This window comes from Desertivirga xinjiangensis (assembly GCF_024436435.1).
GTDB lineage: Bacteria > Bacteroidota > Bacteroidia > Sphingobacteriales > Sphingobacteriaceae > Desertivirga > Desertivirga xinjiangensis.
In genome coordinates this window covers 111903-137494 of the sequence record NZ_JAFMZP010000005.1, presented here as the reverse complement: position 1 = coordinate 137494, position 25592 = coordinate 111903, and the positions used below count along the sequence as shown (strand labels likewise).

The 25592-nt window shown below is 42.7% G+C and carries 18 protein-coding genes; 6 read left to right on the top strand and 12 right to left on the bottom strand.

All coding sequences use genetic code 11. The features are described from left to right. Positions 1-3: 3 nt before the first annotated feature. Genes J3P37_RS14845 through J3P37_RS14835 form a run of 3 tightly spaced genes read right to left on the bottom strand, consistent with a single transcriptional unit; the run spans position 4 to position 3297 of the window. Positions 4-771 (bottom strand): SDR family NAD(P)-dependent oxidoreductase, encoded by a 768-nt coding sequence (locus tag J3P37_RS14845; protein WP_256012136.1) that lies wholly within the window; start codon positions 769-771, stop codon positions 4-6. Between the two features lie 16 nt (positions 772-787). Next, positions 788-1966: a galactonate dehydratase gene (dgoD, locus tag J3P37_RS14840; RefSeq protein ID WP_256012135.1), complete on the bottom strand. Its 1179-nt coding sequence runs from the start codon at positions 1964-1966 to the stop codon at positions 788-790. A gap of 8 nt (positions 1967-1974) precedes the next feature. Continuing rightward, positions 1975-3297, bottom strand: a complete 1323-nt coding sequence (locus J3P37_RS14835) for an aspartate aminotransferase family protein (RefSeq protein ID WP_256012134.1) — start codon at positions 3295-3297, stop codon at positions 1975-1977. A gap of 137 nt (positions 3298-3434) precedes the next feature. Between J3P37_RS14835 and J3P37_RS14830 the strand changes: the two genes are divergently transcribed. Beyond that, positions 3435-4232 carry an SMP-30/gluconolactonase/LRE family protein gene (locus J3P37_RS14830; RefSeq protein WP_256012133.1) on the top strand — a complete coding sequence of 266 codons (798 nt, stop codon included), beginning with the start codon at positions 3435-3437 and terminating at the stop codon, positions 4230-4232. A 31-nt stretch (positions 4233-4263) separates the two neighbouring features. Here J3P37_RS14830 and J3P37_RS14825 read toward each other — a convergent pair whose 3' ends face one another. The 6 genes from J3P37_RS14825 to J3P37_RS14800 are packed head-to-tail and all read right to left on the bottom strand — an operon-like array spanning position 4264 to position 14184. Next, a complete protein-coding gene (locus tag J3P37_RS14825; RefSeq protein ID WP_256012132.1) occupies positions 4264-4902 on the bottom strand; it encodes a GntR family transcriptional regulator in 639 nt (212 codons plus the stop codon). A gap of 54 nt (positions 4903-4956) precedes the next feature. After that, positions 4957-7692 (bottom strand): DUF4962 domain-containing protein, encoded by a 2736-nt coding sequence (locus tag J3P37_RS14820; RefSeq protein ID WP_256012131.1) that lies wholly within the window; start codon positions 7690-7692, stop codon positions 4957-4959. A gap of 23 nt (positions 7693-7715) precedes the next feature. Then, entirely contained in the window at positions 7716-8702 is a 987-nt protein-coding gene (locus J3P37_RS14815; RefSeq protein WP_256012130.1) for a DUF4466 family protein, read from the bottom strand. A gap of 30 nt (positions 8703-8732) precedes the next feature. Then, a complete protein-coding gene (locus J3P37_RS14810) occupies positions 8733-9140 on the bottom strand; it encodes an SGBP N-terminal domain-containing protein (RefSeq protein WP_256012129.1) in 408 nt (135 codons plus the stop codon). A 25-nt stretch (positions 9141-9165) separates the two neighbouring features. Beyond that, a complete protein-coding gene (locus tag J3P37_RS14805) occupies positions 9166-10989 on the bottom strand; it encodes a RagB/SusD family nutrient uptake outer membrane protein (RefSeq protein WP_256012128.1) in 1824 nt (607 codons plus the stop codon). A 12-nt stretch (positions 10990-11001) separates the two neighbouring features. After that, positions 11002-14184 carry a SusC/RagA family TonB-linked outer membrane protein gene (locus J3P37_RS14800; protein WP_256012127.1) on the bottom strand — a complete coding sequence of 1061 codons (3183 nt, stop codon included), beginning with the start codon at positions 14182-14184 and terminating at the stop codon, positions 11002-11004. A 248-nt stretch (positions 14185-14432) separates the two neighbouring features. On the opposite strand from J3P37_RS14800, the gene J3P37_RS14795 reads away from it, so the two are divergent. The 5 genes from J3P37_RS14795 to J3P37_RS14775 are packed head-to-tail and all read left to right on the top strand — an operon-like array spanning position 14433 to position 20717. Next, positions 14433-15974, top strand: a complete 1542-nt coding sequence (locus tag J3P37_RS14795) for a PQQ-dependent sugar dehydrogenase (RefSeq protein WP_256012126.1) — start codon at positions 14433-14435, stop codon at positions 15972-15974. Continuing rightward, positions 15974-17203 (top strand): Nramp family divalent metal transporter, encoded by a 1230-nt coding sequence (locus J3P37_RS14790; protein WP_256012125.1) that lies wholly within the window; start codon positions 15974-15976, stop codon positions 17201-17203. Before J3P37_RS14795 ends, J3P37_RS14790 begins: the two co-directional genes overlap by 1 nt. Positions 17204-17210: 7 nt before the next feature. Beyond that, entirely contained in the window at positions 17211-18230 is a 1020-nt protein-coding gene (locus tag J3P37_RS14785) for an NAD-dependent epimerase/dehydratase family protein (RefSeq protein WP_256012124.1), read from the top strand. A gap of 44 nt (positions 18231-18274) precedes the next feature. Next, on the top strand, positions 18275-19321 hold the full coding sequence (locus J3P37_RS14780; RefSeq protein ID WP_256012123.1) for a dihydrodipicolinate synthase family protein: 1047 nt from the start codon (positions 18275-18277) through the stop codon (positions 19319-19321). A 7-nt stretch (positions 19322-19328) separates the two neighbouring features. After that, on the top strand, positions 19329-20717 hold the full coding sequence (locus J3P37_RS14775) for a Gfo/Idh/MocA family protein (RefSeq protein ID WP_256012122.1): 1389 nt from the start codon (positions 19329-19331) through the stop codon (positions 20715-20717). Positions 20718-20809: 92 nt separating this feature from the next. On the opposite strand, the gene J3P37_RS14770 is transcribed toward J3P37_RS14775, so the two are convergent. The 3 genes from J3P37_RS14770 to J3P37_RS14760 all read right to left on the bottom strand — a co-directional run bounded on the left by J3P37_RS14770 (position 20810) and on the right by J3P37_RS14760 (position 25578). Next, positions 20810-23482 (bottom strand): MBG domain-containing protein, encoded by a 2673-nt coding sequence (locus tag J3P37_RS14770; RefSeq protein ID WP_256012121.1) that lies wholly within the window; start codon positions 23480-23482, stop codon positions 20810-20812. Between the two features lie 78 nt (positions 23483-23560). After that, on the bottom strand, positions 23561-24589 hold the full coding sequence (locus tag J3P37_RS14765; protein WP_256012120.1) for a helix-turn-helix domain-containing protein: 1029 nt from the start codon (positions 24587-24589) through the stop codon (positions 23561-23563). Between the two features lie 161 nt (positions 24590-24750). Further along, complete coding sequence (locus J3P37_RS14760; protein ID WP_256012119.1) at positions 24751-25578, bottom strand: sugar phosphate isomerase/epimerase; 828 nt, start codon at positions 25576-25578, stop codon at positions 24751-24753. Positions 25579-25592: the final 14 nt, after the last annotated feature.

The following is a 25592-nucleotide window of genomic DNA, read 5'->3' as shown; positions in this document are numbered from 1 at the left end:
TAATTAGGGTCTAAGTAAAGACAGTCCTCCGTCCATTAGAAAAGAGGACCCTGTGACGTGCTGGCATTGAGCAGATGTAAGCCAGGCAACCTGTACAGCCACATCTTCTGCTTCCATGATCTGTGCTAAAGGAACTTTGTTTTGGGCTACAGATCTTTGTTCAGGCAATTCGGCCCATACCGATTTACTTAAACCGGCGTTGACATACCCGGGGGCGATTTCATTTACCCGGATACCGAATTGTGCATATTCAAGGGCCATTGTCTGATTGATCATTCGTACTGCAGCTTTAGATACGCTATAGGCAGGAAGGCTCTGATGAACAGCATGAGCGGCCCAACTTCCGAGAAATATGATAGAACCTTTAACAGACTTACGCACCATGCTCTTTGCAGCAAAATTGGCAAAATAGAAGGCGCCATCCAGGTTTACACGCATTTCGAGCGACCATTCTTCGGCTGTTAAGGTCTGAAAATTTTTTATTGTAACCCGTGCTGCGTTAGCAATACAATAATCTATTTTCCCATACTTTTCTTCAACGTATTGCATCCAGCTTTCTACCTGCTTATGATCAGAAACATCCAGCTGTTTATATTCAGCGTTCGACTGATACTTTTCGAGATGAAGTAACTTGTTTCGGGCTGCATCTCCGGGCAGCAAATCTCCTAAAATGACGATAGCGCCAGCTTCCAGATAATTGGATGCAATAGCAAGACCGATATCGCCTAAAGCACCACTAATTACAACTACCTTATCTTTAAACTCCTGCATCTAATAAAAATCGATTTTACCAATCACCTACACTACCATCTTTGTAAAATGTTCTTTGCAGTACTTCCTGCTGAAACGGATGTTTCTTCACCTCCTCTTCATTAATCTCTATACCTAAACCAGGGCGGCCATTAGGCAGGACAATCCGGCCTTCTTTCTGAACGGTGAAACCTTCTGAAACCACGTCTTCCCGCCACTCTACGTCTTTATGAACACTTTCACAAATGATATAAGAAGGTGTAGCAAAACCTAGTTCTATGGAAGCGGCGGTACTCACCGGTCCCTGAGGGTTGTGAGGCGCAACCGAAACCCGGTAGGCATCTGCCAGTGCAGAAATCTTCCTTGCTTCGCTCAAGCCACCGCAGTGTGTGATATCCGGTTGAATTACACTCACAGCCCTTTTTTCTAATAGTTCCCGGAAAGCATGCACACCAACGAGACGCTCACCCGAAGCTATCGGTGTTTGCACAGCTCTTTGAATCAGAGCTATGTCTTCCATCGTCTCCGGCCAGCAGGGCTCTTCAAAAAAGTACAGGCCATAGGGTTCTAAAGCTTTAGCGAACAACATTCCCATCCTTGGACTAGGACGGGCGTGGCAATCTACCATAATGTCAATATCGTCGCCCACAGCTTCTCTCATGGCACGCACACATGCCTCAGCATATTTTACCGGCCGCAGCCCCTCCAGCGGCATTGTCTCTGGTACAGCCATAGACTTGAACGCGGTAAAACCCTCTTCAACAGCTTTTTGAGCCAGCTCACCAAAGCGGGAAGCGTCACCGGGTGCAGTTTCATAAAAATCTTCCATCTTACCGCCTCCAAGATGACAGTATAAACGGATATAGTCCCTTACCCTGCCTCCCCAGAGTTCATGACATGGAACTCCATGAACTTTACCTGCAATATCCCAAAGTGCAATATCGATACCGCTGATCGCGGTTCCTCTCACAATCCCATTGCCATGCCAGAAATGTTGGCGATACATCATCTGCCAGAGGTATTCTATTCTTCTGGGGTCTTCTCCCACTAACAACTGCGAAATATCTTTGATGGCACCAACCACACTCTGAGTATGCCACTCTAAGGTTGCCTCTCCCCAGCCCCATAAACCTGGCTGGTCGGTAAGTACTTTTACAAAAATCCAATTTCTCATACGGGCATTACACACGTACGTTTCAATTGCCGTAATCTTCATATACCCGATTATATTTGTTTTAAAACCAGCTCAGTTACCTCTAAAGTCTTTGTTATATCTTCAGCTGTATGCGCAAAAGATATGCTTCCCTGTTTTATAGGAGCAGGGAATTTATAAATACCGTGCTTTATCAATTCCTTACGATAACGGGAGTCAAAATCAAAATCGTGATTCACCAAAATATCATGGTAATCAACAGGCTCATGATCCATGAAATATACACAAAAGGCAGAGCCCTGTCTTGCTATATATACCGGTCTGTCTAATTTAGAAAATATTTTTTGATATCCCTGCTCTAAAGCTACCCCCAGATTTTCCACGTGCTCATATACCTTATGAAGCGGGGACCTTAGCTTTTCGAGCGTAGCTATAGCTGCAGCTGTGGTAAGCGGAAAAGCGTTATATGTTCCTGCAATCAGTACCCTGTTTTCTTTTTCGGGATGAATAAAATAGTCCATATATTTCTTCTTACCCGCGATAACGCCTAGTGGATAACCGTTCGCTACCGCCTTTCCAAAAGTAGAAAGATCCGGGATGACACCGCAAATAGACTGGTAGCCCCCCAAAGCATGCCTGAAACCTGTTTTAACTTCATCAAAAACTAACAAACAACCATTTTTATCTGCAAGATCCCTCAAACCTTGCAGGTAACCCGCCTGGGGCTTCACAATGCCAATATTTTGTAGCAAAGGCTCCAGCAAGATACAAGCGACATCATATTTTTCAAGCACAAAAGCAATGCTTTCCAGGTCATTATAGTTAACTACATGGATCAGATCTTTATGCGCAGATGGCACGCCCGCACTTAATGAATCGAAAGGATATTCTCCGGGACTGACATGAGGGCCAACATCTTCCAGGCTACTGATCACATTACAGGCAACGTCGTTATGCCAGCCATTATAACCGCCTTGCATAACAATGATATGATTACGCTTGGTGACCGCTCTGGATAACCTGATCGCATGATAAGTAGCTTCCGAACCTGTAGTCGTAATTTGTATACTTTCTGCCCCCGGCACGCTTTCGCAGAACATCTTAGCAAAAACTCCTTCTAAAAGTGTGGGACCAGCCCCCATTAATACTTGCCGTTCCTGAATTGTGTTCTGCACAGCCTGGTTGATGTCCTGATCATTGTGACCAAAAAAAGAAGCCGCGAAACCAGCCTGATAATCGATATACTCGTTTCCATCGGCGTCAACTACGCGGCTACCCTGCCCTTTCACAAAGCAAATGTTGGGGTCGGTTTTTCTGTTTAATGACACAACCCCTCCTGGTATCCATTGCTGGTTGCTCTCCAAAATTTCTGCAGACTTTAAGTTCTCTTGCATAGAATGTTATTCGTTGTTATATTATATTACGTAAATCATGAGGGAGACAGCTATAATCAGATCGCTGACCCCATCGAATAATGTATACTAAATTACATTTTTTATGTATACATTTACATTAAATTTTTATTTTTTTTATGAGAATTCTTTTGACTGGTTTGAACTTTCCGGAAGGCCCATGCTTCGACAGAAATGGAGACATCTGGCTTGTTGAAAAAGAAGCAGGGAACCTGATTCTGATCAGCAATTCCATAAGTCGCAGATACAAGGTTGATGGAGCTCCAAACGGGATAGCGATTGACCAAAATAACCTTATCTGGTTCTGCGATTCCCGGCAGAACAGCATAAGGACATTTGATCCCCTGTTAAATCTTAACACCACTATTGTCAACCAGATCGAGGGAAAATCGCTGAAAATGCCCAACGACCTTGCTTTTGACAAACTGGGCAATCTGCTTTTTACTTGCCCGGGAGACAGCCTGGATGACAATACAGGATACATATGCTGCTTAGGTCAGGACAGATCACTAGCAAAGATCTACGCGGGAATGCGTTACCCTAATGGATTAGCTTTCAACACTGACCAATCGAAGTTATTTGTAGCAGAAACAGGAACCCATAAAATATGGCAGTTTGATTGGGATACGGAAGAAAAAAAATTAAGCAACCAGATATTATTTGCAGAGACCGGTGGTCCGGTTGGGCCCGATGGTATTGCATTTGACGACGAGGAGAATCTCTATGTGGCCGTTTATGGCTCAGGACAAATTAAAATTTGGAACCCGGCTGGCCTGCAACAACCACCTATAGACGCCATTGGCGAAAATCCTACCAACTGTGCAATAGACCCATCAGGTTTAAAAGGCATAATCATTACAGAAGCGCGAAAAGGATTTCTTGTACAGCAGCCATTAACAAAAAAAGGGATCGTGTAAGATCCCTTTTTTTGTTAATGATGAAATGGAGTTAAACTAACTCCAGGGCTTCCTGCTCTCCCCTGTCTAACTGTCTCACCAAAGATGAGTAAGCAAGCTCCCAGTCACCGGTGGCTAAACCCTCAACTATCGCCCGATGCTCTTTATTAGTATCCTGGTAATCTTCCATCTGATCCATTGCAGCACCTAACCTCATGTGAAACAGCGGAATATTACTGTTCTTATACATCTGTATCAGCCTTGAATTACCAGAACCCTCAATCATTTTCTCGTGAAACTTAACATCGGCTTCGCAGGCTCCGCCGTAATATCCCTTCGCTGCCATATCAGAAAAATCATCACAGATCAACTCCAGTTCCTTAACAACCGCTTTGTCTTTCTTTGCAAAAAGAATTTTTAACGCACCTATTTCAAGTATCTCCCGCAACTCCCTGATCTCCTTAATATCATCAATCGTCATGCTTTTCACAAAACAGCCGCCTTTACCTCCAAACTCAACCAGGCTCTCTCCGGCCAATCTCATAAAAGCTTCTCTCACAGCCACCCTGCTAACAGATAACTTTTCGGCCCAAAAATTTTCTACTAAACGTGCGCCGCCAGCCAGTTGGCTGGAAAGTATCTTTTTCCTTACCTCTAAATACACCTTATGAGCCAACGAATCTTCTTTCATTTTGCATACATTTATCGCCAAAATTAAGAATACAATCTGATATACAAAAACTACTTACCTATATTGTCTAAAAGGTGACAATACATACCGGCCAGCCTCTCCTTCCCAGGATACAGAATGCTTATCTTTTAAGATATTTTCATTTGTTGAATGTCCTTTTTTCAGATCTTTAATAGTCCAAAATCCCGCCTTCAAACCCAAACAGATAATCTCGTATTTGCCTTCAGCCGGAATATTGAGTTCAATATCTTCGTCAAGAAAAACATCAGGCTTTGCAAGCACAATAACTTTATCTGCAATCTTTAATATAAAATAACCGGTCTTTTCCTCTATTATCACAGGCAGCTCCGCAGCTCCCTTTTCTGTCATCTGAAATATTGTTGCAAATTCAGTGAGTTTAGTATCAGCTTTGGGAGAGACCATTATACGGGAACCTTTTGCTTCTGGCCAGGGAGACTTTACAGTGTAATAATCTTCAAACACTTTAGTAGACGAATCGCCAGAAAACACTTCAAATGTCCTTTCAGACACTTTAGGTTTGATCATATTAACATAAGTCAATGCTTCTTTTCCCTCCATTGCACTGCTTAGAATGAATTTATCCTTCACATACTCAGGTTTTGTAAGGGTATTGATCTGCCAGTATTTCTTCATAGCGGCTTCATGCGAGGTTATACGATCAAGTAGTACTACAACAGCCGGAACGTCGTCCCTTTTAAGGTTCAGAAATAACATACTTTTGGTGTAAGCCGTCACTTTCTCCGAATAAGCCGCCGTGAGATCTACATTAAAGTAACTGAAAGACGGACGAAGAAGATCTGAACCCGTAGCTGAAGCTCTAACATATCCGGTTTGGAACCAATTGTCTGTCAGTACCTCTTTTACTGCCCGCGGAAAGCGCTGACTGAACCGGGTACCGCCATCATTCGTTTTTGTCCTGAATAATAAGGGCTCGGCGGGATCCCTTACCAATACCATGCTATGTGATATGGAACGTTTATTGAAATTAAAATCATAAGGAGATCCATAGGAAAGATAAAGGCCGAGATCCCCAACCTGGATTCCCCGATGATAAATCTGCAAAGCGCCTGCATCTGCATGCTGGTGGTTCCCGAAATGAAAGCCTCCTCCTTTGAACTCTACAATAACATTTCCGCTGGACTTATCCTCGTCCCAACCGGTCCGGGCGATCATACTATTTAAAACAGGACCAAAGTCTTTTGTTTGCGGCAACTGGCTGAGGTTAAAGTCGGGCTGAAGAGCAGGATCATCCAGAAGCAGGAATAAGACCGGATTATCTTTTAATCCCCCCTGCTTTACAAATTCCCCTTTGATCAATCTATTCCCCGAATATGCGTAGCATAAAAGCATCGTTTGAGGATTTTTCCAATAGAAATTTCCGCTGGCGTTATATTTCACATTAAACATATCGCCGTCTCTCAGCATCTTCCCATCGGGCGTGCGCATATAGAGCCAGTAATCTGGTAGATTTTTAATGTTGTCATCAAAAACAGCGTATCCCAACATCCTGTAGTATAGCCAGGCAGCATGCATTTCCCAGCCAAACCTGTAGCCTCCGTAGTCTATTCCCTGATTATGTCTTGGCGACTGGTATTCAAATTCCCGCATGGGCACTAATTGTTCCAGAACAGAATAGGACGTATATTTATAAGGCTCCGGATCTTCATCATAAATAGCAATACTCATGGCTAAAAGATCCCTGCAGATCTGCGATTCATTTCCATGACCGTTCACGATACTTTCCAGGCCATAAAACGGCGGCCAACCAACTTCCAGGTCCCGCGCCAGGCGCATTAGATCGGTTCTAAGCTGCCGGCGACTATCTGGATTCATTAGCGGGTAACACCAGTCATAAACCAGGGAGGCCGTATACATAGCACGTCCAACCTCTCTTGTAATGTCACCATAGGAAATATTACCAAACTCCAGAACAGAGAGATATTCCAAGGTAAGGCGTACAGCAGCTTCACCTGCAGTTTTCTCATTGGTCATGAGGTAATAAAAAGCTTTCGCTTCGATGATCTTTTCCAACGCTTCATTGTAAAAGATTTCCTTTTCAGGATTAAAACTAAAATCGGGCTCTGCGTTTGCGCGGTTTTTTATTTCAGCCCATGCTTCAGCATGAGAAGTATCTTTGAGACGCTCTCTGATGACCGGTAAAGATTCTTTATTGAGCCACAAGCGCGGATGTCCAGCCGGCGGAATTACTTTAGGCTTATAGTTTTCGGCTTCAACAGGAGCTTTAGGTGCCACATAGGGTCTTATAAATAAACGTTGCAGAACCAGATTCTCGGGAAGCCAGATCTTAAGGAGCTGCTTTGCGTATTTCAATTCGAATTTACCAAGTTCCTGGCGCCCACCTTTATAAACATCATATACGATGCGATAGGTTGGCCTGAAATCGCCATTGATGAGTTTTGCCCGCAAGGTTAACTTGCCCGACTGGTCTTCTTTTTTCAGCCGGGCAAGGTCAACAGGTGTGGTTTCTGCTTCTAAAATATACAATCCCGGCTTGCCTGCGTTGATAGAAACTTCAAGGTCGGGTATCTTGATTGAATCGAGATTGGACCTTAAGACTCCTTCCTTAAGATAAACTCCTGGTTTTCCATCAAACACGGTATTTACTATTTTTCGGTTGGGCTTAAATTTCGCGAACGCGATTTCCTTGCGGTCAATGATGCTGTCCTGCCCTGATGAACTTTGAAAGGCAAGCAGCAAAGTCAAGAAAGCTAGGAAAGTCTTAGGACTCTTAGAAACTGAAATGGTCATAATTTAAATTACACGGGAAATAATTATTTAAGCGCTAATCTTTTAATGCTTATTTTCATTTCTTTCGTGGTATTATTCACGCTATTTACAAAGATGTAAGCACTATATTTTCCATCTGCGGTTTGCACCCAGATACCTCCTTCGGCTTTCATGTTAATAGCAAAGTTAGGTGCATCAACATAATCTTTAGCAAACAGGTCGGCATCGTCTACGAAAACGCCATATTGCAACCTGGCCAGTTGCTGATCGCGCACCGTAAAGGCTTTTACTATTTTTGAATTATTAGTAAGCCCCGCAGGCAATGTGAAAGATGGCATATACATAGGATCTGCGGCCGGTGCAACCAGCGAATGCGCATAAGTTACATTGGTAAGCGCCCTGTATAAATATATCAGGTCGATTTTACCAGGATTAGCCGCTGCAAAGGCAGCATCGTATGTTTTCATATCGGCGATAGAGATGAAACAATTCGCGGCATCTTTAGCTATCAAATCCAACTGCATATCCATTTTCCTGATCTCATAAGCATCCGTCTGATATACCACCGATTCTCCGTTGCTGGCCTTAGCCGAAAACTTAAAACTTACGGTTTTGCCTCTGGCTTCCTCCGGAATTTTATAGTAATACCGCAGGGTAGTCGCAGAAACATCGGTATTAAATACAACCTCCGTTACCTTATCAGTTGTAACTGAAGGCTCTCCTATGGCTACACCAATATCAGCACCTGAACTGTTGGTAGTATATGTCTTATTGTCCATGTAAGTACCCGCAGCTCCCGCGATACTTGCTTCTACCGACATTGAAACCAGCTTTCCTTTTTCCGGAATAATACCCGACGCGTAAGCAAACTCAATAGTTCCCCCTACAATATTAGGACCGAGAGATCTCTTTATTAAGTCATTCTGGAGATCTTGTGATGCCGTAGGTATTTGAAATTCCTCGTCTTTGCATGCCGTTAATAGTGAAATACACACCAGGAACAGCAAATATTTTTTTAATTTTTTCATCATTTTGGTGGTTTTAGTTAAATGCGGCTTGATCTACTGTTTAACCGTTAAAAACACTTTATATGTCTTTCTGACTTTTCTATTTCCTGAGACTACAGTCCATTCTTTCGGCACGGATAAATCAGAGAAATCCACTTTTCCAACTATTTTCGGATCCAGGACAGCATCTGTAACCAGACTAAACTGAGGATAAAGGTTTTTTAAGTCTGTTCCATACCAGACCTCCACATTGATTGTCTGTGCTGTAGTGTCGATAGTTGCCACTTTACTTCTGACCGTTTGAAAATCGGCTCCTAACAATTCAAAGCTACTGACATAACAATCCGACCTACTAGTGATCAGCAGTCCATCCCCATCAACAGGGAAATCTTTTTTACAGGAAAGAATGCCGAGTATACAGAGCGCAACAAAGGCTATTTGAAGTGATATTATTTTTTTCATCAGAATATTCGTTTAAAATTAAAGACTATCTCCATGGGATGTTCTGGCTAAGATTTTTATTCCTCACCCGTTCTGTTTCAGGAATCTGGTAGATATAGCATCTTTGATAAGTTAGTTCAGGGGCATTGAAAAAGAATCTTTCCCAATTATTGCCATACGTATCCTGGAACCACTTTCCATCGCCATATGCAGGGCCGAACACACGTTCCAATGCACGCCATCTTCTTAAGTCAAAAGTGCGCTGCCCCTCGCCAAACAATTCCACAATCCGCTCTTGCTCAATGGCGTTAAAGAAATCAATTGGCGATCCGGTTTTGCTTGCTGCAAGCGGAGGAAGATTTCCTCTGTGCCTTACTTTGTTCACCAGTTCGATTGCATCAGGCAGCGGCCCATAAACCTCGTTTGAAGCTTCTGCATACATTAGATACACATCCGCCAAGCGCATTAAAGGCCAGTTGTAATCGCCGGAACTTCTATTTTGTCCGCCATAGTTACGAACGAACTTCCTTTCCTCAATCCCTGAAAGATTAGTGGTATTATCATTAAACGTGGTATAAGAGGTCCCATCTATAGTCACTCTAGCTCCCCATGACTTATAAATAAATGGCACAAAACCTGTTACTTCGGTAGTGCCTATACCCATAATTTTTTCGTAATCCCAAAGAAGCGTTGCTTTCATCCGGTAATCCCGGTTCCTGTATGACTCTGGGTTGACCGCTGAATTCGGCGTTGTGCGGGCAGCAGGGTTTGTTGCTGGGTTCATTTGGATCATTTTTGGTAGAAAATCCCCGGTGATAGTCGACTGATACCTGTCAGCAATTTCATACCGGGCAACCACCTGGTTCTGAGAAAGCCCTACCGATACACCTGTCCACACCCGCATGTATTCCTCACTCTGGTTACTTGCATTACCTCCATGGGTAAGCACCATTATCATTTCACTGCCTGGCTCTAGATTTCCTGTTGATGGAATAAACAGATAATAATAGTTGGGAAGGACGTCAGCTTTACCCATCTCCCCCCATTCTCCGGGCTCACCATTTCTAAATAACGTTAGTCCGAAATCATTAATGACTTTTTTAAAATCGGCTGCAGCTCCTTCAAATGCTGAAGTGGCTTCAGTTTGCGATTGCACGAACCCTTCAAGCTCCGGCCAGCCATGTTTCTTCCAGGAGCCCCAAAACAATTGAAGTTTACCCCTGAACGATAATGCAGCCGGTTTTCCTGCCCGCCCCTTTGCCTCGGCTACGTTCGGAAGCTTCTCATACGCATAAGTAAAATCCGCATAAATAGAATCTTTTACTCTGGCAATTGGCATCCTGGAAAGAGTATCAACCTCTATGGGTTCTTTAGCTATTTTATAGATGTAAGGAACGTCACCCCATAGAGAGATCAATCTGAAATACGCGATTCCTCTTAAAAGTTTTGCTTCCCCGATGATAGCTTCGAGATTCTTTTTTGAAGCATCGGTTTTAGCGTTAGGCAGCAACCTATTGCTTACGTTTTCAATTACATAATTTGAATTTACAATTGAGCCGTAAAGGGCTCTGTACAAGGCCGAGGCGCCACCTCCATAATTGCTTGGATTGTTCACTGCTATACTAATGGGCGCAGCTCCAACATTATAAACTTTCAAAAAGTCACCGTGCCCATCAAAATGATAATCCCTGTCAAAGCAGGGTCTGAAAACTGAGTAGTTACCCATCAGGGCAGCTAAAGCATCTCCCTCAGTTAACCAAAAAGTGCTGGTGCTAGGATATGCCGTTGGATTTCGCTCAAGCAGATCTTTTCGGCAACCTGCGGAGACAACCGTTAGCAAGGATAGAATTATGTATATTATTTTCTTCATGACGATCTTTCTTTAAAATTCAACATTAAGCCCAAAGACAATACTCTTAGTGATGGGATAAGAATCATTGGCATAGGTACTCTTCTCAGGGTCAAGTCCTTTAAATTTAGTAATGGTCAGCAAATTATCTCCGGACACATACCCTCTGATCTTACTCAAACCGACTTTTTGAAAGAGAGTATTTTTAAAGGTATAGCCTACCTGTACATTTTTTAACCTTACGTAAGACAGGTCCTGCAACCAGTGGGTGCTCAGATAATTATTGGTACTTGTTGACCCTAAGGTACTGGGCAGTAATCGCGGATATTCTGCATCCCGGTTATCTAAATTCCAGGTTTCGTATAATTGTTCATTAGTAACTGCCTGGTTTGCCGTACCCAAAAAGGTGCTGTTCACTCTATTCATCCAAAACTCTTTTCTGCCGTAAGCTCCCTGAAACATAAATGCCAGATCAAAGGCTTTCCACGAGGCTGAAGCCCTTAAAGCATAGTTAGATGTAGGCCGCCCTAGTTGATACTTAGAATAAGCGACCCGGTCATTAATATCGATTTTTCCATCGCCATTTACATCCTCCAGCAAAATATCTCCAGGGGCAGCGCCTTGAGGAGCAGCTTTATAGACATCCTCCCATGTTTGTGCAATACCTATCGATTTGAAGGCATAAACAAAATTATAAGGCATATCTACAAAGACAGAACCATTCGCAAGGGGCTCATTCCAGGACAATAACCTATTTCTGTTAGTAGAGTAATTCATATTAACCATATATCGTACTTCTCCTACACGATCATTCCAGGTTAGATTGGTTTCTATCCCCCTGTTCCTCATATCACCAATATTCCTTCGCGGAGGCGTATAAGCACCCAATAAGTGAATTGACAGATCCGAAGGTCTGTTCATACCTTTGGTTAACCTTTCATAATAATCCAGTTCAAGTAATAATTTATCACTGAACATGGACAAGTCCATACCCGTATTGAAAACATTAGTTTTTTCCCAGGAAAGATTATAATTAATAAACTTTTTATTGGTCAAACCTATCACCGGAGCTGCCCCCAGAAAATAGTGACTAGGCGTTAACCATTCCTGCTGTTCATATGGCCCCACCCCGGCATTGTTACCTAATGCTCCATAGCTAACCCTGAGTTTAGCAGAGTTCACCGCTATTTTCTCCAATAAAGGTTTAATAAATGATTCTTCAGAAAGTCGCCAGCCAACAGCCCCCGATGGAAAATACCCATACCTGTCTCCGTATAAGAACCTGGATGAGGCATCAGCTCTGAATGTTCCCCCAATAAGATATTTTCCTTTATAGGAGTAGTTTAAGCGACCGATATAAGATCGAAGACCTTCAGTTTCAGAGTTACCTCCGGTAGTCTGAACCTCATTCAATGCCCCATCAATTTCAGTCATATTCGGAGTTAGCCTGCTTGCTCGGCTCGCCGAAAGCGATCTGTCTTTCCAATACTCCTCGCTGTAAGCTGCCATAGCTGCAATACTATGATCCTTTGCAACAGTCACATCATAATTCAGCCGGGTAGTGAACTGTGTTTTAATCCCTTCCCTGTCTACGTTATAAATAGGCTCATTTGTCCCTACATAAATCCTTGGACCCCAATCCTCTGTTTGAAAGTTATAAGCCCGGGTTGGCATATCAGCCCTCCAGTCAAATCTGTTATTATAGTTTAATGTATAATCGATGTGTGCTACCAGGCCCTTTACCGGTTTCCAGTCTAAATAGCCGTTCAGATATGCCTGCTTCTGGTTCATATTATTCCTGTTTCTAACCATATAATCAGCATAAACATTGGTGGCTTGTGAGCTTTCGTTGTAAGCCATTGCACCGCCGTAGTATCCTGTAACAGGGTCGAAAGGCAAAATACCGGCAGGTGCCGAGAAAAGGTCTAATCCACTCGTACTGTTAGCCGTCATACCTTCGCTGTAGTTATACTTTAAGTCGGACCAGTTACCCGAAAATTTCACTCCCGAGCTGATGGATTCGATGATCTTTGTATCGAAATTAAAAGTGGCGTTATACCGTTTAAAGTCGTTCTCAATTTGAATTCCTGTTTCATCCAGGGCACCAAAAGACAAGTAATAATTATTATTCTGACTTCCGCCACTTACGGAGATATTGTAATTTTTGGAAACCCCATCTCTTAAGATCACATCCCACCAATCGGTACTGGGATACTTTTTAGGATCAATGAGACTTTGAGATAGCCATTGATCAATTGTACCGTTTTTAAAAGCAAAAGCAGATGGCAATGTGGTAGCAGATTGCCCAACCTGTGTTGCTGTTAATGCCTTTGCATAATTATTAACAAATTCCACATTTGCAGTAGGCCGTATAACTGACAGGTTACTTTGAAAACTAATACTTGGTTTCGTATTCCGCTTACCCGTTTTAGTAGTGATCAAAATAACTCCATTAGCCGCCCGGGTACCGTAAATTGCGGCAGAGGCCGCATCTTTTAACACCGAAACGCTTTCAATATCATTCACATTGATACGGTTCAGGCTCACATCAGGCATGTTATCTACAACGATCAGTGGGCTGGAACCATTTACTGTCCCTAAACCACGTATCATCAATTCCGCAGCATTATTTCCCGCCATACCGGAGTTCTGATTAACAGCCAGCCCCGGTAAAAGACCCTGCAAAGCTGAAGAGGCATTAGACAGCCCCCTGCTGGTAATATTCTCATCAAACTTCGCCGTAGAGATAGAACCTAATACATCCGCTTTTTTCTGTGTTCCATATCCCACTACCACCACTTCATTAAGCCCACTGGTTTGCGTTGCCAGCACAACATTGGATACATCTTTTGCCAGGATCACCTTCGTAGCAAAACCGATCATCCGGAATTGGATACGGTCATCATCTGCAGCTGATTTTAATTGAAACTTTCCTTCAGCATCAGTAGCAGTGGTCTGATTAGTTTTCAAATTTCTAACCACAACACCTGGAAGAGGTCCGCCCTGGTCATCCCTAACATACCCGGTAATGGTTTCCTGTGAAGAACTGACCGCACCCGAAAAGCCAGATCCCTGCGAAGGTATACGACTAAGTTCTCCCGCAAATTTTTTAAGGGTAGTTACCTCAGAGTAGCCGGAGCCCGGGTAAATTAAGCAAAGCAGTAGAAGATGCCTACACCTCAGCATGCTGCTTCCTTTTAGAAAAATAGATCTCATAGTGCTCTTTTAAGTTAAAAAATGAAAAATTGTAGTGGATGGATTGCATTTCCAAGACCAAATTGTATACATAAACACACAGGTATTGAATACTTTTAGATGAAATTAGGAAGTATTTTTTAAAAAACAAAATATTTCGACAAAAAATTATTCAGGAAGGCTCAATTTATGTATACAATTTTTAACTTTTTTTGTATATATATTTATTTTAGTTATTTTAGACAAAGAAATTAAAGGAAACGCATTGCATGAAGCATCAGATTGTCCTACTCCTATATATATATAGTATAATTACTTTGCTTTCGTCTTGCAATAAGGGCAATGACACCATATTATACACCATCGATCTGGGTAATTCCAAAATTTCCCTAAGCCAGGTGGCTCATAAATTAAACATTCCGTGGGATTTGCAGTATGACAAAACAAATAATTGCATTATTTTCTCTGAAATTACAGGAAACATAAAAAAATTAGACCTAAAAACGAAAAAAATTAGCTTACTAAAGCAAATACCGGATATTTTCCATCAACGAACCACCGGCTTACTAGGAATGACACTTTTTCAACCTCACCAACAAACACAGTATCTTTTTATATCTTTCACGACAAAGCATAACGGAAACATTTATTCGAACCTTTATAGGTATGTATACACAAAGAACACTGAATTAAAAGAACCAAAGCTTCTTTTACGAATCCCGGGAAACACCGGGCACAACGGATCGAGGATAATTATAGGAACCGACAATAAAGTATACTGGGCTACCGGTGATGCGGCATCTGACAACTATGCGCAGGACTCTACAGCATTAAATGGAAAAATATTGAGAATTAACATTGATGGCAGTATCCCGGCTGATAACCCCATTGCAGGTAGTTATGTGTATGCCTGGGGATTTCGCAATATACAAGGCTTAACTCAAGCTGGAAATAATAATATATACACTTCCGAACACGGCGATGCAGTTGAAGACGAAATAAATCTCATCAGCCCATTACACAATTACGGATGGCCATTAATAGAAGGCAGGAATCCTCCGAAAAGCAACTTAGCCTTATCTAACCAAAGAACTTTCAGCCCCCCCATAAGGTCATGGACACCAGTCATAGCACCCGCAGGACTTGCGTACTATGGCGGCAGCCGGATACCTGAGTGGAGGAATAGCCTCCTGCTAACTACATTAAAAAGCCAGTCTTTACGTATATTGAAACTATCTGAAGACGGCCGTAAAGTGACAGATGAATCTATATTATTTAAAGATCAATTAGGAAGGCTACGGTCTGTGATTACAGCTCCTAACGGTGACATCTATTTTTGCACCAGTAACCGGGACTGGAACCCTCAGAAAGGATTCCCGAAACCGGATGATGACAAAATATACAGATTAAGAAAAACAGATGAAGTAACTGGCAGCATTATCCGACCGGTAAAAGCAGAACAGAAGGAAGCAGAACAAAATATCAGTAATTACCCGATTTCCGGAAAAGCGTTGTATGAATCATATTGTTCTTCTTGTCACAAGCCAGACGGGAAAGGTATACCCGGCACATTTCCGTCTTTAGAAAATTCAACAACCGTTAAGGGAGAAAAAAAAGTGTTAGCAGATATTATTCTCAACGGATTAAAAGACAAAGCTATAAAGGGAGTTAAGTATGATACTCCTATGCCTGCATTCAATTTTCTAAAAGACGAAGAAGCAACAGCTATATTCAACTATATAAGAACAAATTTCAATAACCAAAGCACAACGATTAGTATTAACGAATTTAAGCAAACCCGAAAAAATTAATGGAAACACCAGGTAAAAGTAACAAAGGCTTTCTTCACAACATACTCGCCATCCTTGGACCAGGGATAATTACAGCTGCATTAATTTTCGGCCCCAGTAAAATGACCATTACCTCCAAGATGGGTGCAGATTTTGGATTCAGCCTAATCTGGATAATAGTTATTGCTATATTTTTCATGTCTGTATATGCAAACATGTCCGCAAGGATTGGCATGGCCACCGACGATACATTGCTCACCTTAATCCGGAAAAAATATGGTAAGAGTGTATCAGTCATCATCGGGATCGGCATTTTTTTAGTAGCCACCTCCTTTCAGGCAGGCAATGCAACAGGGATAGCCGTATCTATTTCTGAACCCACGAACACTGATCCGAAAATATGGATTGTACTTTTTAATCTTATTGGCATCTCCCTGCTATTCTTTCGTTCTTTCTATATAGTTTTCGAAAAGTTGATGCTGGCACTCATCATCATCATGTTGTTCGCATTTCTAACAACAGTTATCCTGGTACCTCCTTCCTTTCAAAAATTGGGTGAAGGGTTTCTTCCTCGTTTCCCTGATGGATCATTAGGTTTGATCGTTGCTTTCACAGCTTCCTGCTTTTCCATTGTTGGGGCCTTTTATCAAAGTTACCTGGTACAAACCCGCAAGAAGCTATCGCAAGGACACACAACCAAAGAGACCATTATGGGTAGCCAGGTGGGAATAATCCTATTAGGTATCATGAGTGCCGCAGTGCTGATATGTGCTGCCAACACACTTCATCCTGAGCATATCAAGGTTAACTCTGCTTCCGAAATGGGCAAAGCATTAGAACCTCTGTTAGGCTCAAGTGCTACCAATCTATTTTTCATTGGCCTGTTTAGTGCTTCTTTCTCTTCCTTAATTGGCAATGCAGTATTGGGCGGTTCTCTATTGGGCGACACTTTTCAATATGGTAATAACCTTAATCACAAGATGGTCAAGTTATTCATTTCATTGGTGATGATCTTCGGCACTATCATCGCGATCGTCTTTGGAAAGCTACCCCTGGAGCTAATTGTTTTTGCTCAAAGCGTTACCATTTTTCTCGTTCCTTTTATAGGAATCACCATGTTTATGATTGCAAATGATAAAGAAATTATGAAAGAACATGTAAATAAGCCCATTACCAAAGTTTTTGGATTTTTAGGCCTATCAGTTTTAATAGCTTTAGCTATCAGCAACCTCCTCACATTAATAAATTAAAGTAAAAATGGAATTAAATTTAAAAGAGTTTGAAGAAAGCATTTTAGAGCCTTCTGCTAGTCTGATTAAAGACATAAAGAGTATTGAAGGCGACATCATGTTCCTCGGCATTGGCGGCAAAATGGGCCCCAGTATGGCTAAATTAGCCGTTAAAGCAATACGCCTGGCAGGCATTAAAAAGAGAGTAATTGGCGTATCAAGGTTTTCTTCCGGGAGCCTTAGATTAGAATTGGAAAACGAAGGTATCGAAACGATTGCCTGCGATCTTTTAGATGAAGAAGCACTTAAAAACTTGCCACAAGTCCCGAACATCATTTATCTGGCAGGCCATAAATTCGGCACTACCGGAAATGAAGATTTTACGTGGGCAATGAATGCCTTCTTGCCAGGTTTGGTGTCCTCACATTTTAAAAATTCCAGAATTGTAGCCTTCTCCTCCGGAAATGTACTTCCTTTCGTACCGGTCCAGGAGGGCGGTGTATCTGAAGAATACAGTCCAGAACCTGTTGGCGAATATGCACAATCCTGCCTGGGGCGGGAAAGGATCTTTGAATACTTTTCGAAAAAAAATAAAACGCCTATCCTCATTTACCGGCTCAATTATGCGGTAGATTTCAGGTATGGAGTTTTGGTTGAAATCGCCAAATCCGTGAAAGAAGACAGACCAATAGATTTGACGACACAAAACGTCAATGTGATCTGGCAAGGGGATGCTAACGAGATTGCATTAAGATCTTTGTTGCATTGCAGCTCTCCCGCTAAAATATTAAATGTAACAGGACCAGAAATACTATCAACAAGGTGGCTTGCAGAACAATTTGGAGAGCTTCTCGGAAAAAAACCAGAATTTATCAATACCGGCGCAGGAACAGCCTTATTAAATAACGCCTCAGAGTGCCACAGACTTTTTGGTTACCCGCGTACTACTATTCGTGAAGCAATTGAGCACACCGCTACCTGGATTTCCAACGGTGGTGAACTATGGAGCAAAGACACCCATTTTCAAGAGAGAGGAGGAAAATTCTAGTGAGCAGCTTATCCAGACTATCCCAAACATTAAAAGACCATTTAATGCAGGGAACCGTTATTCCGGCCCATCCTTTGGCCTTAAATGAAGACAGAAGCCTCGATGAGTATCATCAAAGGCTGTTAACGCAATATTATATCGCTGCCGGCGCTGGTGGCATCGCAGTTGCAGTACACTCCACCCAGTTTGAAATCAGGGATCCGGAGGTAAACCTATTTGAAAAAGTACTTCAATTAGCCAGTGAAGAAGTCGAAAAGGCCAATTTAACCAGACCCTTTATAAAAATCTGCGGCATCTGCGGGCCTACCGCTCAGGCCGTCAACGAAGCTTCCATTGCCATAAAACATGGTTACCATGCTGGATTATTAAGCATGGGTGGTTTAAGGGACTGGACTGAAGATCAAATCTTAGAACGCACACGCCGTGTTGCAGAGATCATGCCCGTATTCGGTTTTTACCTGCAACCTTCTGTTGGCGGAAGGATTTTCTCTTACGATTTCTGGTCAAAGTTTGTCGAAATCGATAATGTAGTTGCCATTAAATGTGCTTCTTTTAACAGGTATCAAACCCTGGATGTCATGCGGGCACTGGCTAATTCGAGCAGGAAACATGAAGTGGCGATGTACACTGGTAACGATGACAACATCGTAAATGATCTTATGACCATCTACCGATTTCCAACAGAGGAAGGCGAAATAGAGATAGAATTTAAAGGTGGCCTGCTAGGGCACTGGGCCGTCTGGACACGAAAGGCCGTTGAATTGTTAGACCAGGTTAAAACATATAAGCAGGAGCCCAGCGCCGAACTTGCCAATCAACTCTTAAGTCACGCCATTGCTGTCACGGATAGTAACGCTGCATTATTTGATCCCTCTCACAATTTTCACGGCTGCATCTCCGGTATACATGAAGTACTTCGCAAACAGGGGCTGTTAAAAGGCATCTGGTGTATTAGCCCGAAAGAGTCGCTGTCACCAGGGCAAAAAGAGGAAATTGACAGGATCTACCAAGAGTACCCAAACCTGACTGACGATGAGTTTGTAAGCACTTTCTTATCTGAGAAATTAAATTTAATATCCAACCCGCAATAAACAACAAATGAACAGAAGAAATCTTTTAAAGGGCTTAACCTTAAGCCTGGGCGCAACCGTAATCAGCAGCGATCTGCTGGCTAAGGTCGGCGAAAACACGTACAGCTATAGAACCCCTAAAAATCCTCTTCTAAAGCCCCTGGACAAGGCCGTTACAGCTATCACACTCGGCGCCGGAAACCGGGGCATGGTTTACGGAGACTTTGCAAAAAACTCTCCTAACGAACTTAAAATAGTCGGAGTTGCAGAACCTATCGCATTCCGCAACGAGCGATACAGCAAGATCCACTCTATCCCCAAAAAAAACAGGTTTAATACCTGGGAGGATGTTTTCAAACGACCTAAGTTTGCTGATGCTATCATCATATCTACACCAGATTACATGCACTACGAGCCTTGTATGAAAGCCCTGGAGCTGGGCTATGATATCCTCTTGGAAAAACCGATTGCCCCTACTGAAAAAGAATGCCGAGATATATTGGCTTTAGCTAAAAAGAATAAGAGAATCGTAGCAGTGTGTCACGTGTTGAGATATGCCCCCTATTTCATTAAGATGAAAGAACTGATAGCAAATGGAGCTATCGGAGAAGTTGTCAGTGTACAGCATTTCGAACCTGTAGAACATATTCATATGGCACATTCTTATGTTCGCGGAAACTGGCATAACTCAAAGAAAACAACACCTATCATCCTTGCGAAATCATGTCATGATCTCGATATCATCAAGTGGGTGATCAATAAGCCTTGTGAAAAGATCGTTGCCATGGGTGATGTAAAATGGTTTCGCAAAGAAAATGCACCCGCAGGAAGCAGTGACAGATGCGTAACTTGTGCAGTAGAACGAGAGTGTCCGTACTCTGCGGTGAAAGAATATGCCGAGCGACAAACACATTTCCTTTCAGTTCTGGATGTACCTGACAACATCCCTAACAGAAAAGAATACATCCTGAACAAGCTAAAGACCAGCGACTATGGCCGGTGTGTATACAGGATGGACAATGACCAGCCTGACCATTATATCAGCAGCATACAATTCGCAGATAGCGTAACCGCCAATTTCTCTATGGAGGCATTTACCTCATACCATGGGCGTCGCACAAGGGTCATGGGCTCTATGGGAGACCTGGTAGGTGACATGACCGAACTCGTTCACCACGACTTCAGAACCAGGAAGGAAACAAAATTTGTACCGGAGGCTCAGGATGTAAAAGGTTATGAAGACCATGGGCATGGAGGCGGCGACTGGCTGCTGGTCAGAGATTTTGTAAATGCTGTGAGTCAGCAAAATCCCGCATTGCTCACCTCCACGGTAGACGATTCAATTGAAAGCCATATCATGGGATTTATGGCTGAAGAAAGCAGGAAGCAAGGTAAAATAATGGACATCAAGATGTGATGTCTGTTGATCGTTGATTGCAACGTTCTTATGTGCACAAAAGGCGCTTGGGGCCTTTGTGCACCATAAGAGTTAAACCTAACCCATCCTTCTTATTGAACCATAATCTTAATCGCGCTTTTTAGCCCCTCACCCTGCAAAAAAAGCACATACTGACCGGCAACGGGTTTTCTACCCAAATTGAGTTTGTGAACAGTAGCATCATTAACTAAATTTATAAATTCACTGTGTACGATCTTCCCACCCATTTCTACCAGGCTCACTTTTACTTGTTTACCTGTGTAATTTTTGAAAACAACATTCAAACTGTTATCGTTAAGCGGGATTGGGTATGCGACCACCGAGACCGGGGATGCTAACTGAAACCTTAATAACTGCGTGCCTAATGTGCTTACCATGCCATTCATATCTATTTGTTTAAGGCGATAATAGTTCGGTCCATTTAAAGGCGCTTGGTCAAGGAGCTGATAATCGAGAACTGCAGAGCTTGTTCCCCCGCCAGGGATAGTTCCAATCATATCAAAATGAAGGCCATCACCAGACCTCTCCACTTCGAAATAGCTATTTTGTTGTTCGCCGTTCGTTTGCCATTCTATTTTGGCATGGTTAACGAGGGCTTTTACAGTGAATTTCTTCAGGATCACCGGCAAAACAGCTTCTATTTGTAGGGTGCCTGTGGCATCCGCTGCTGTATAATTTAGATTATCCAGTTTGGCTACGACTGAATAAGTTCCTGCATCAACAGGGGGAGTTGTTAAACCACTATACGTAATAGTTATCCCTGAAAGGTTTGCAGGACTCGTTTCGGCAGTCACAAACTTTGCAGATCCATCGAATGTCTGCATCAGGTTTCTTAAGCTTATTGTGGCGGGAGCTTTATCGATAGTTAAATCAGCACCCTTATACGTTATCTCATAATTATCTCCTGAAGTAATTGTGTTTTGTTTTATCGCATAGGTACCTGCATCTTCACCCGCTTCACGGCTTAGTGAACCCGTGATTTTATCTGATCCTACCAATGACTTATCCGGCAAAGAATAAGTTAGTTCGGGATCTGCCTCGCCATATACTTTGCTCAAAGCATTAGCCGTAATTACTATTGGTTTTGGTACAATAGAGCCTGCATTAAGAATATCGTCATATGATTGGCGGTAGCTGTAATTACCAGCTGAGGCGCCTGCGGTACGAATCAATCCCTGATCAAACATCAGCGTGAGATTAGATCCTACGTTCGGGGTAAGAAAATATGCATAGACATATTCAAATTTTGGGTAAACATCGTCCCCAGGCAGCACACCCGTAAAAACGAAGTTTGAAACGTTATGTAAGTAAACAAAATCACTTCCATCGTATGTTTTAACGAGGGGATTATCCGGATTAGGAGCTAAAGAAAGAGGTTTCCTCGCAATCGAAATAGTCATAGTTTTGGTTATGGGATCATAGGTCTCATCTCCTGCAGAAGTAATTGTCAGAGTGGTCGCTCCTGCATTTTTGATGTGAATCTTGCCATCAACGATGGTAACTCTGCCATTATTAGCTGGCAAGCTATACTGGATGTTTCCTGAAGTAGAAGTAACTTTAGGCAGATCAATAGGTCCTGAACCGTAAGTGCCATATACATAATATGTACTACCAACAGGAGTTCCCGGAAGGGTCATGATTTGTTTCTTTTTAGGATACTCGTAGGCCCCCATATCCACCCTCGAATCAAAAACCCTGGTGTGTCCATTGAAATCCAGCATGCCCGCCTGTGCCAAATAATCTGCCGTGTTAGTTAGAGGATCGCCGGTACTGATAGCAGGACTATTCATTTGAAGGCGTAGACCATCGTCAGCCGTACCCCAGATTCCGTCTTCGCCTTCCAAATTTGCGGTATTCACAAAAAGAGGATCAGTATTTAGAACATTCCCGCCTGCCCCTGTCCGGCAGATCGAATACCGCAGTTCGAACACAGAGGAGTTGTATCTTGATATTCCTTCCTCTGCTTCTCCCCAGAGTATAGAATTGTAAATACTTACATAGGATGAACCAACTAAGGTTACCGCCCCTCTCCCGCCATTTCCAAAAAAAGTACAATTGACAATAAGGGTCTTAGACCGGCTTTGTGCGGAGATACCCGGACCATAAGGCGCATTGTTGTTTACAAAAATACAATTACTTAGCTGCACATCTGCATCATCGGTATTCAGCATAGCTCCGCCGTTATTAACGGCTGCGTTATTTTGAAATATGCAATTTGAAAAAATTGCCTTACTGGTTGATTTGTTATACACTCCGGCGCCATTAGATGCCGAATTATCTTTAAATAAGCAGTTCCTCACTAATGGAGAAGCGCCATCGTTTATCATTGCTATACTGCTTTGGGTACCGGTGAAAGTCAAGCCATCAAGAATAGTGGCCTGAGTAACGGCACTACTATTAATAAAAATATCCGCGCCATTGGCTTTAAGAACAGTGAAATTAGTTTTATCGCGATTGCTGAAATCCGGGATTCCGGAATCAGGGAAGCCTCCGTAAATTTCCAGGTTTTTCGTTAAACTGAAACTGCCATTTATCGCAGGCATATAAGTGCCTTCGGCTATCCAAATCTGATCCCCGGCCGCAGAAAGGTCAATAACAGTTTGAAGGTTTCCCGACGCCTTATCCCAACTGCTGCCATCGCCAGTACCTTTATCTTTGACGTAACGGACAGTTCCGGAGATGGCATTGCCGGTAAAAGCTAATAAGGCAGTCAGAATAAAAAAGCTTAAGCGAAGAAATAGCATAGGAGCAACATTATTAAGTATGTTGCAAAACTATTTCCCCTGGCTACTCATATATGTCCAAAAAGCATTCATTTATGCTCATGATAAGACGTCGCTGTTTAAAGCTTTAATATCTGTGGGCGGTACCCGGTATACGGTTTTGAATGTTCTGCTAAAGTTCGCCTGGCTGGCAAATCCAAGCATCAGGGCCACTTGTTTTACCTGCATGCCGCCCTGTAGCTGGTCGAAGGCAAAGCGCATTTGCACCTCGCGGAAATAGTCGAATGCAGAGCGGCCCATTTGGCGCAAGAATTGGCGACGAAGCGTTGCGACCGTCATATTGCCAACTTCTGCGAGCTTCTGCAAGCCGGGGAACCCTTTTCTAAAATGCAGATCGATATACTTTTTAACTTCCTCAATACCGTCAAAGTCTTCAGATGCGCCCGGCATATTCAAAACTGAATCAGGGTCGGCAACGATGGTAAAGAAATCTGCAATGAGGGTAAATGAAAGCTTACGTACGATCAGGTTATATACGGGAGATCTTTTTGCGGTATTTAAGAATTTATTAAGCTCATCATAAGTGTCTTTATAAAAGCTATCGCTGAAATAGGCCATACCAGCTATTTCCTTGGAGATCACCTTCATAAACGAAGCTTCCTTGTCTACCGCACTAAGGTCCACACCCCTGCTTAACCAATCCCTGGTAAAGCAGAATATAAACGCTTTAACTTCTGAATCTTTATCAAATGCCGTGTCGTAATCAAACTCATTGTTGTAGAAGCTACAGATCCGCGGTAGCGACATGGTTTTAGATTGCAGCGGATCACTGCTATTTGGTGTCTTGTTTACTGAGCCTTTTATTAATTGGTACGATAAGCAGTAATATTCGATATCCCTGTCGCCCATGAGGATGATCTTGGTATCCTTTAAGGCTTTCATATCCACGACGAACAAGTAGCAGCCATCATCCACTTTTTCATACTGGAAGCCGGTCAACAGCTCAGTTGAATCTGCCCGGAGTTTATGGTTCTCCCGATCATGGCTCACAAAGGGAAGAGTGTCTGCAATGGAAATGAATTTTTCGGGATAAGACATTGTCCATTTAACAGCTGCTTCTTCTTTCATTTTTTAAGTTCTCTAAATTGAGGATAAAACCGGTGTAATATTAGCATTTGAGCATTGTAAAATTAGTATTTATATTGAAGTTAGTGAGATCTGTACTATTTTGAACAATTAAAAAGTTTAAGCATTTGTGAGGTGGCAGAAAACTCCCATCCAAAATCATTTTAATAAAATTCCCTGTACCGCTCTTTCAGCAAGTTCATCATGTAAACATTATTTGCCCACTGATCGGAAATAGGATTTTGTGAGTAAGGTAAGTGTACCATATACGGATAAGGTCCGAACTCTGGTGTGATGGTTACTAAGGCATCGGGCTCCGCGCGCTTACGTTCAATTACTTTATCCCACCAGTTCAAATGATGCTGCAAGGCCTCATTCCATTCAGGCGCTGCCGGATCAGGAACCTGAGGCCCTTCAGGATAGCCAACGCGGGCATGAATATGCTCCGTACGCGCAATCGCCAGGTCCATCGCGTCCTGCTGATCACCTAAAAAAGATTCCGCCACATTTACCCAGTGTGATGCATCGAGGGTAATGCGCAGATCAGCAATCCGGCTGAGGTAGTCAAAAGTAATGTGGGCAGCAAAAGTAAACTTGTTACGGTGCGTTTCATGAAATACCTCCACGCCGGATAGGCGGGAATGATGAGCAGCATGCTCTATCAATTTCTTATTCTGCTCAAAAGAAAAATAATCTTTCCCGGTTTGGGAGTCAATCTTTAGTGCCTGATAAGGACGCACCATCTCAAGCCAGGCTGCGTAGTTATCAAAGTGCCTGGAGAAGTCTGCATCATAAGTTCCATAATGTTGAGGGATAACTTCCAGATCATATTTTTGGAAGGTGTTCCAGGCTCCATCGAGTTCCCCGATGGCTACGTCATTTGGAATACCGTACTCCACTCCATCATAACCTTCATCCCGTACTTTTTGGCAAAACAGATCCCAGCTAATATCCTCGCTTCCCCATCTGGGGCAAAAGAATTTAAATCTCATGTATCTTTGTCAAT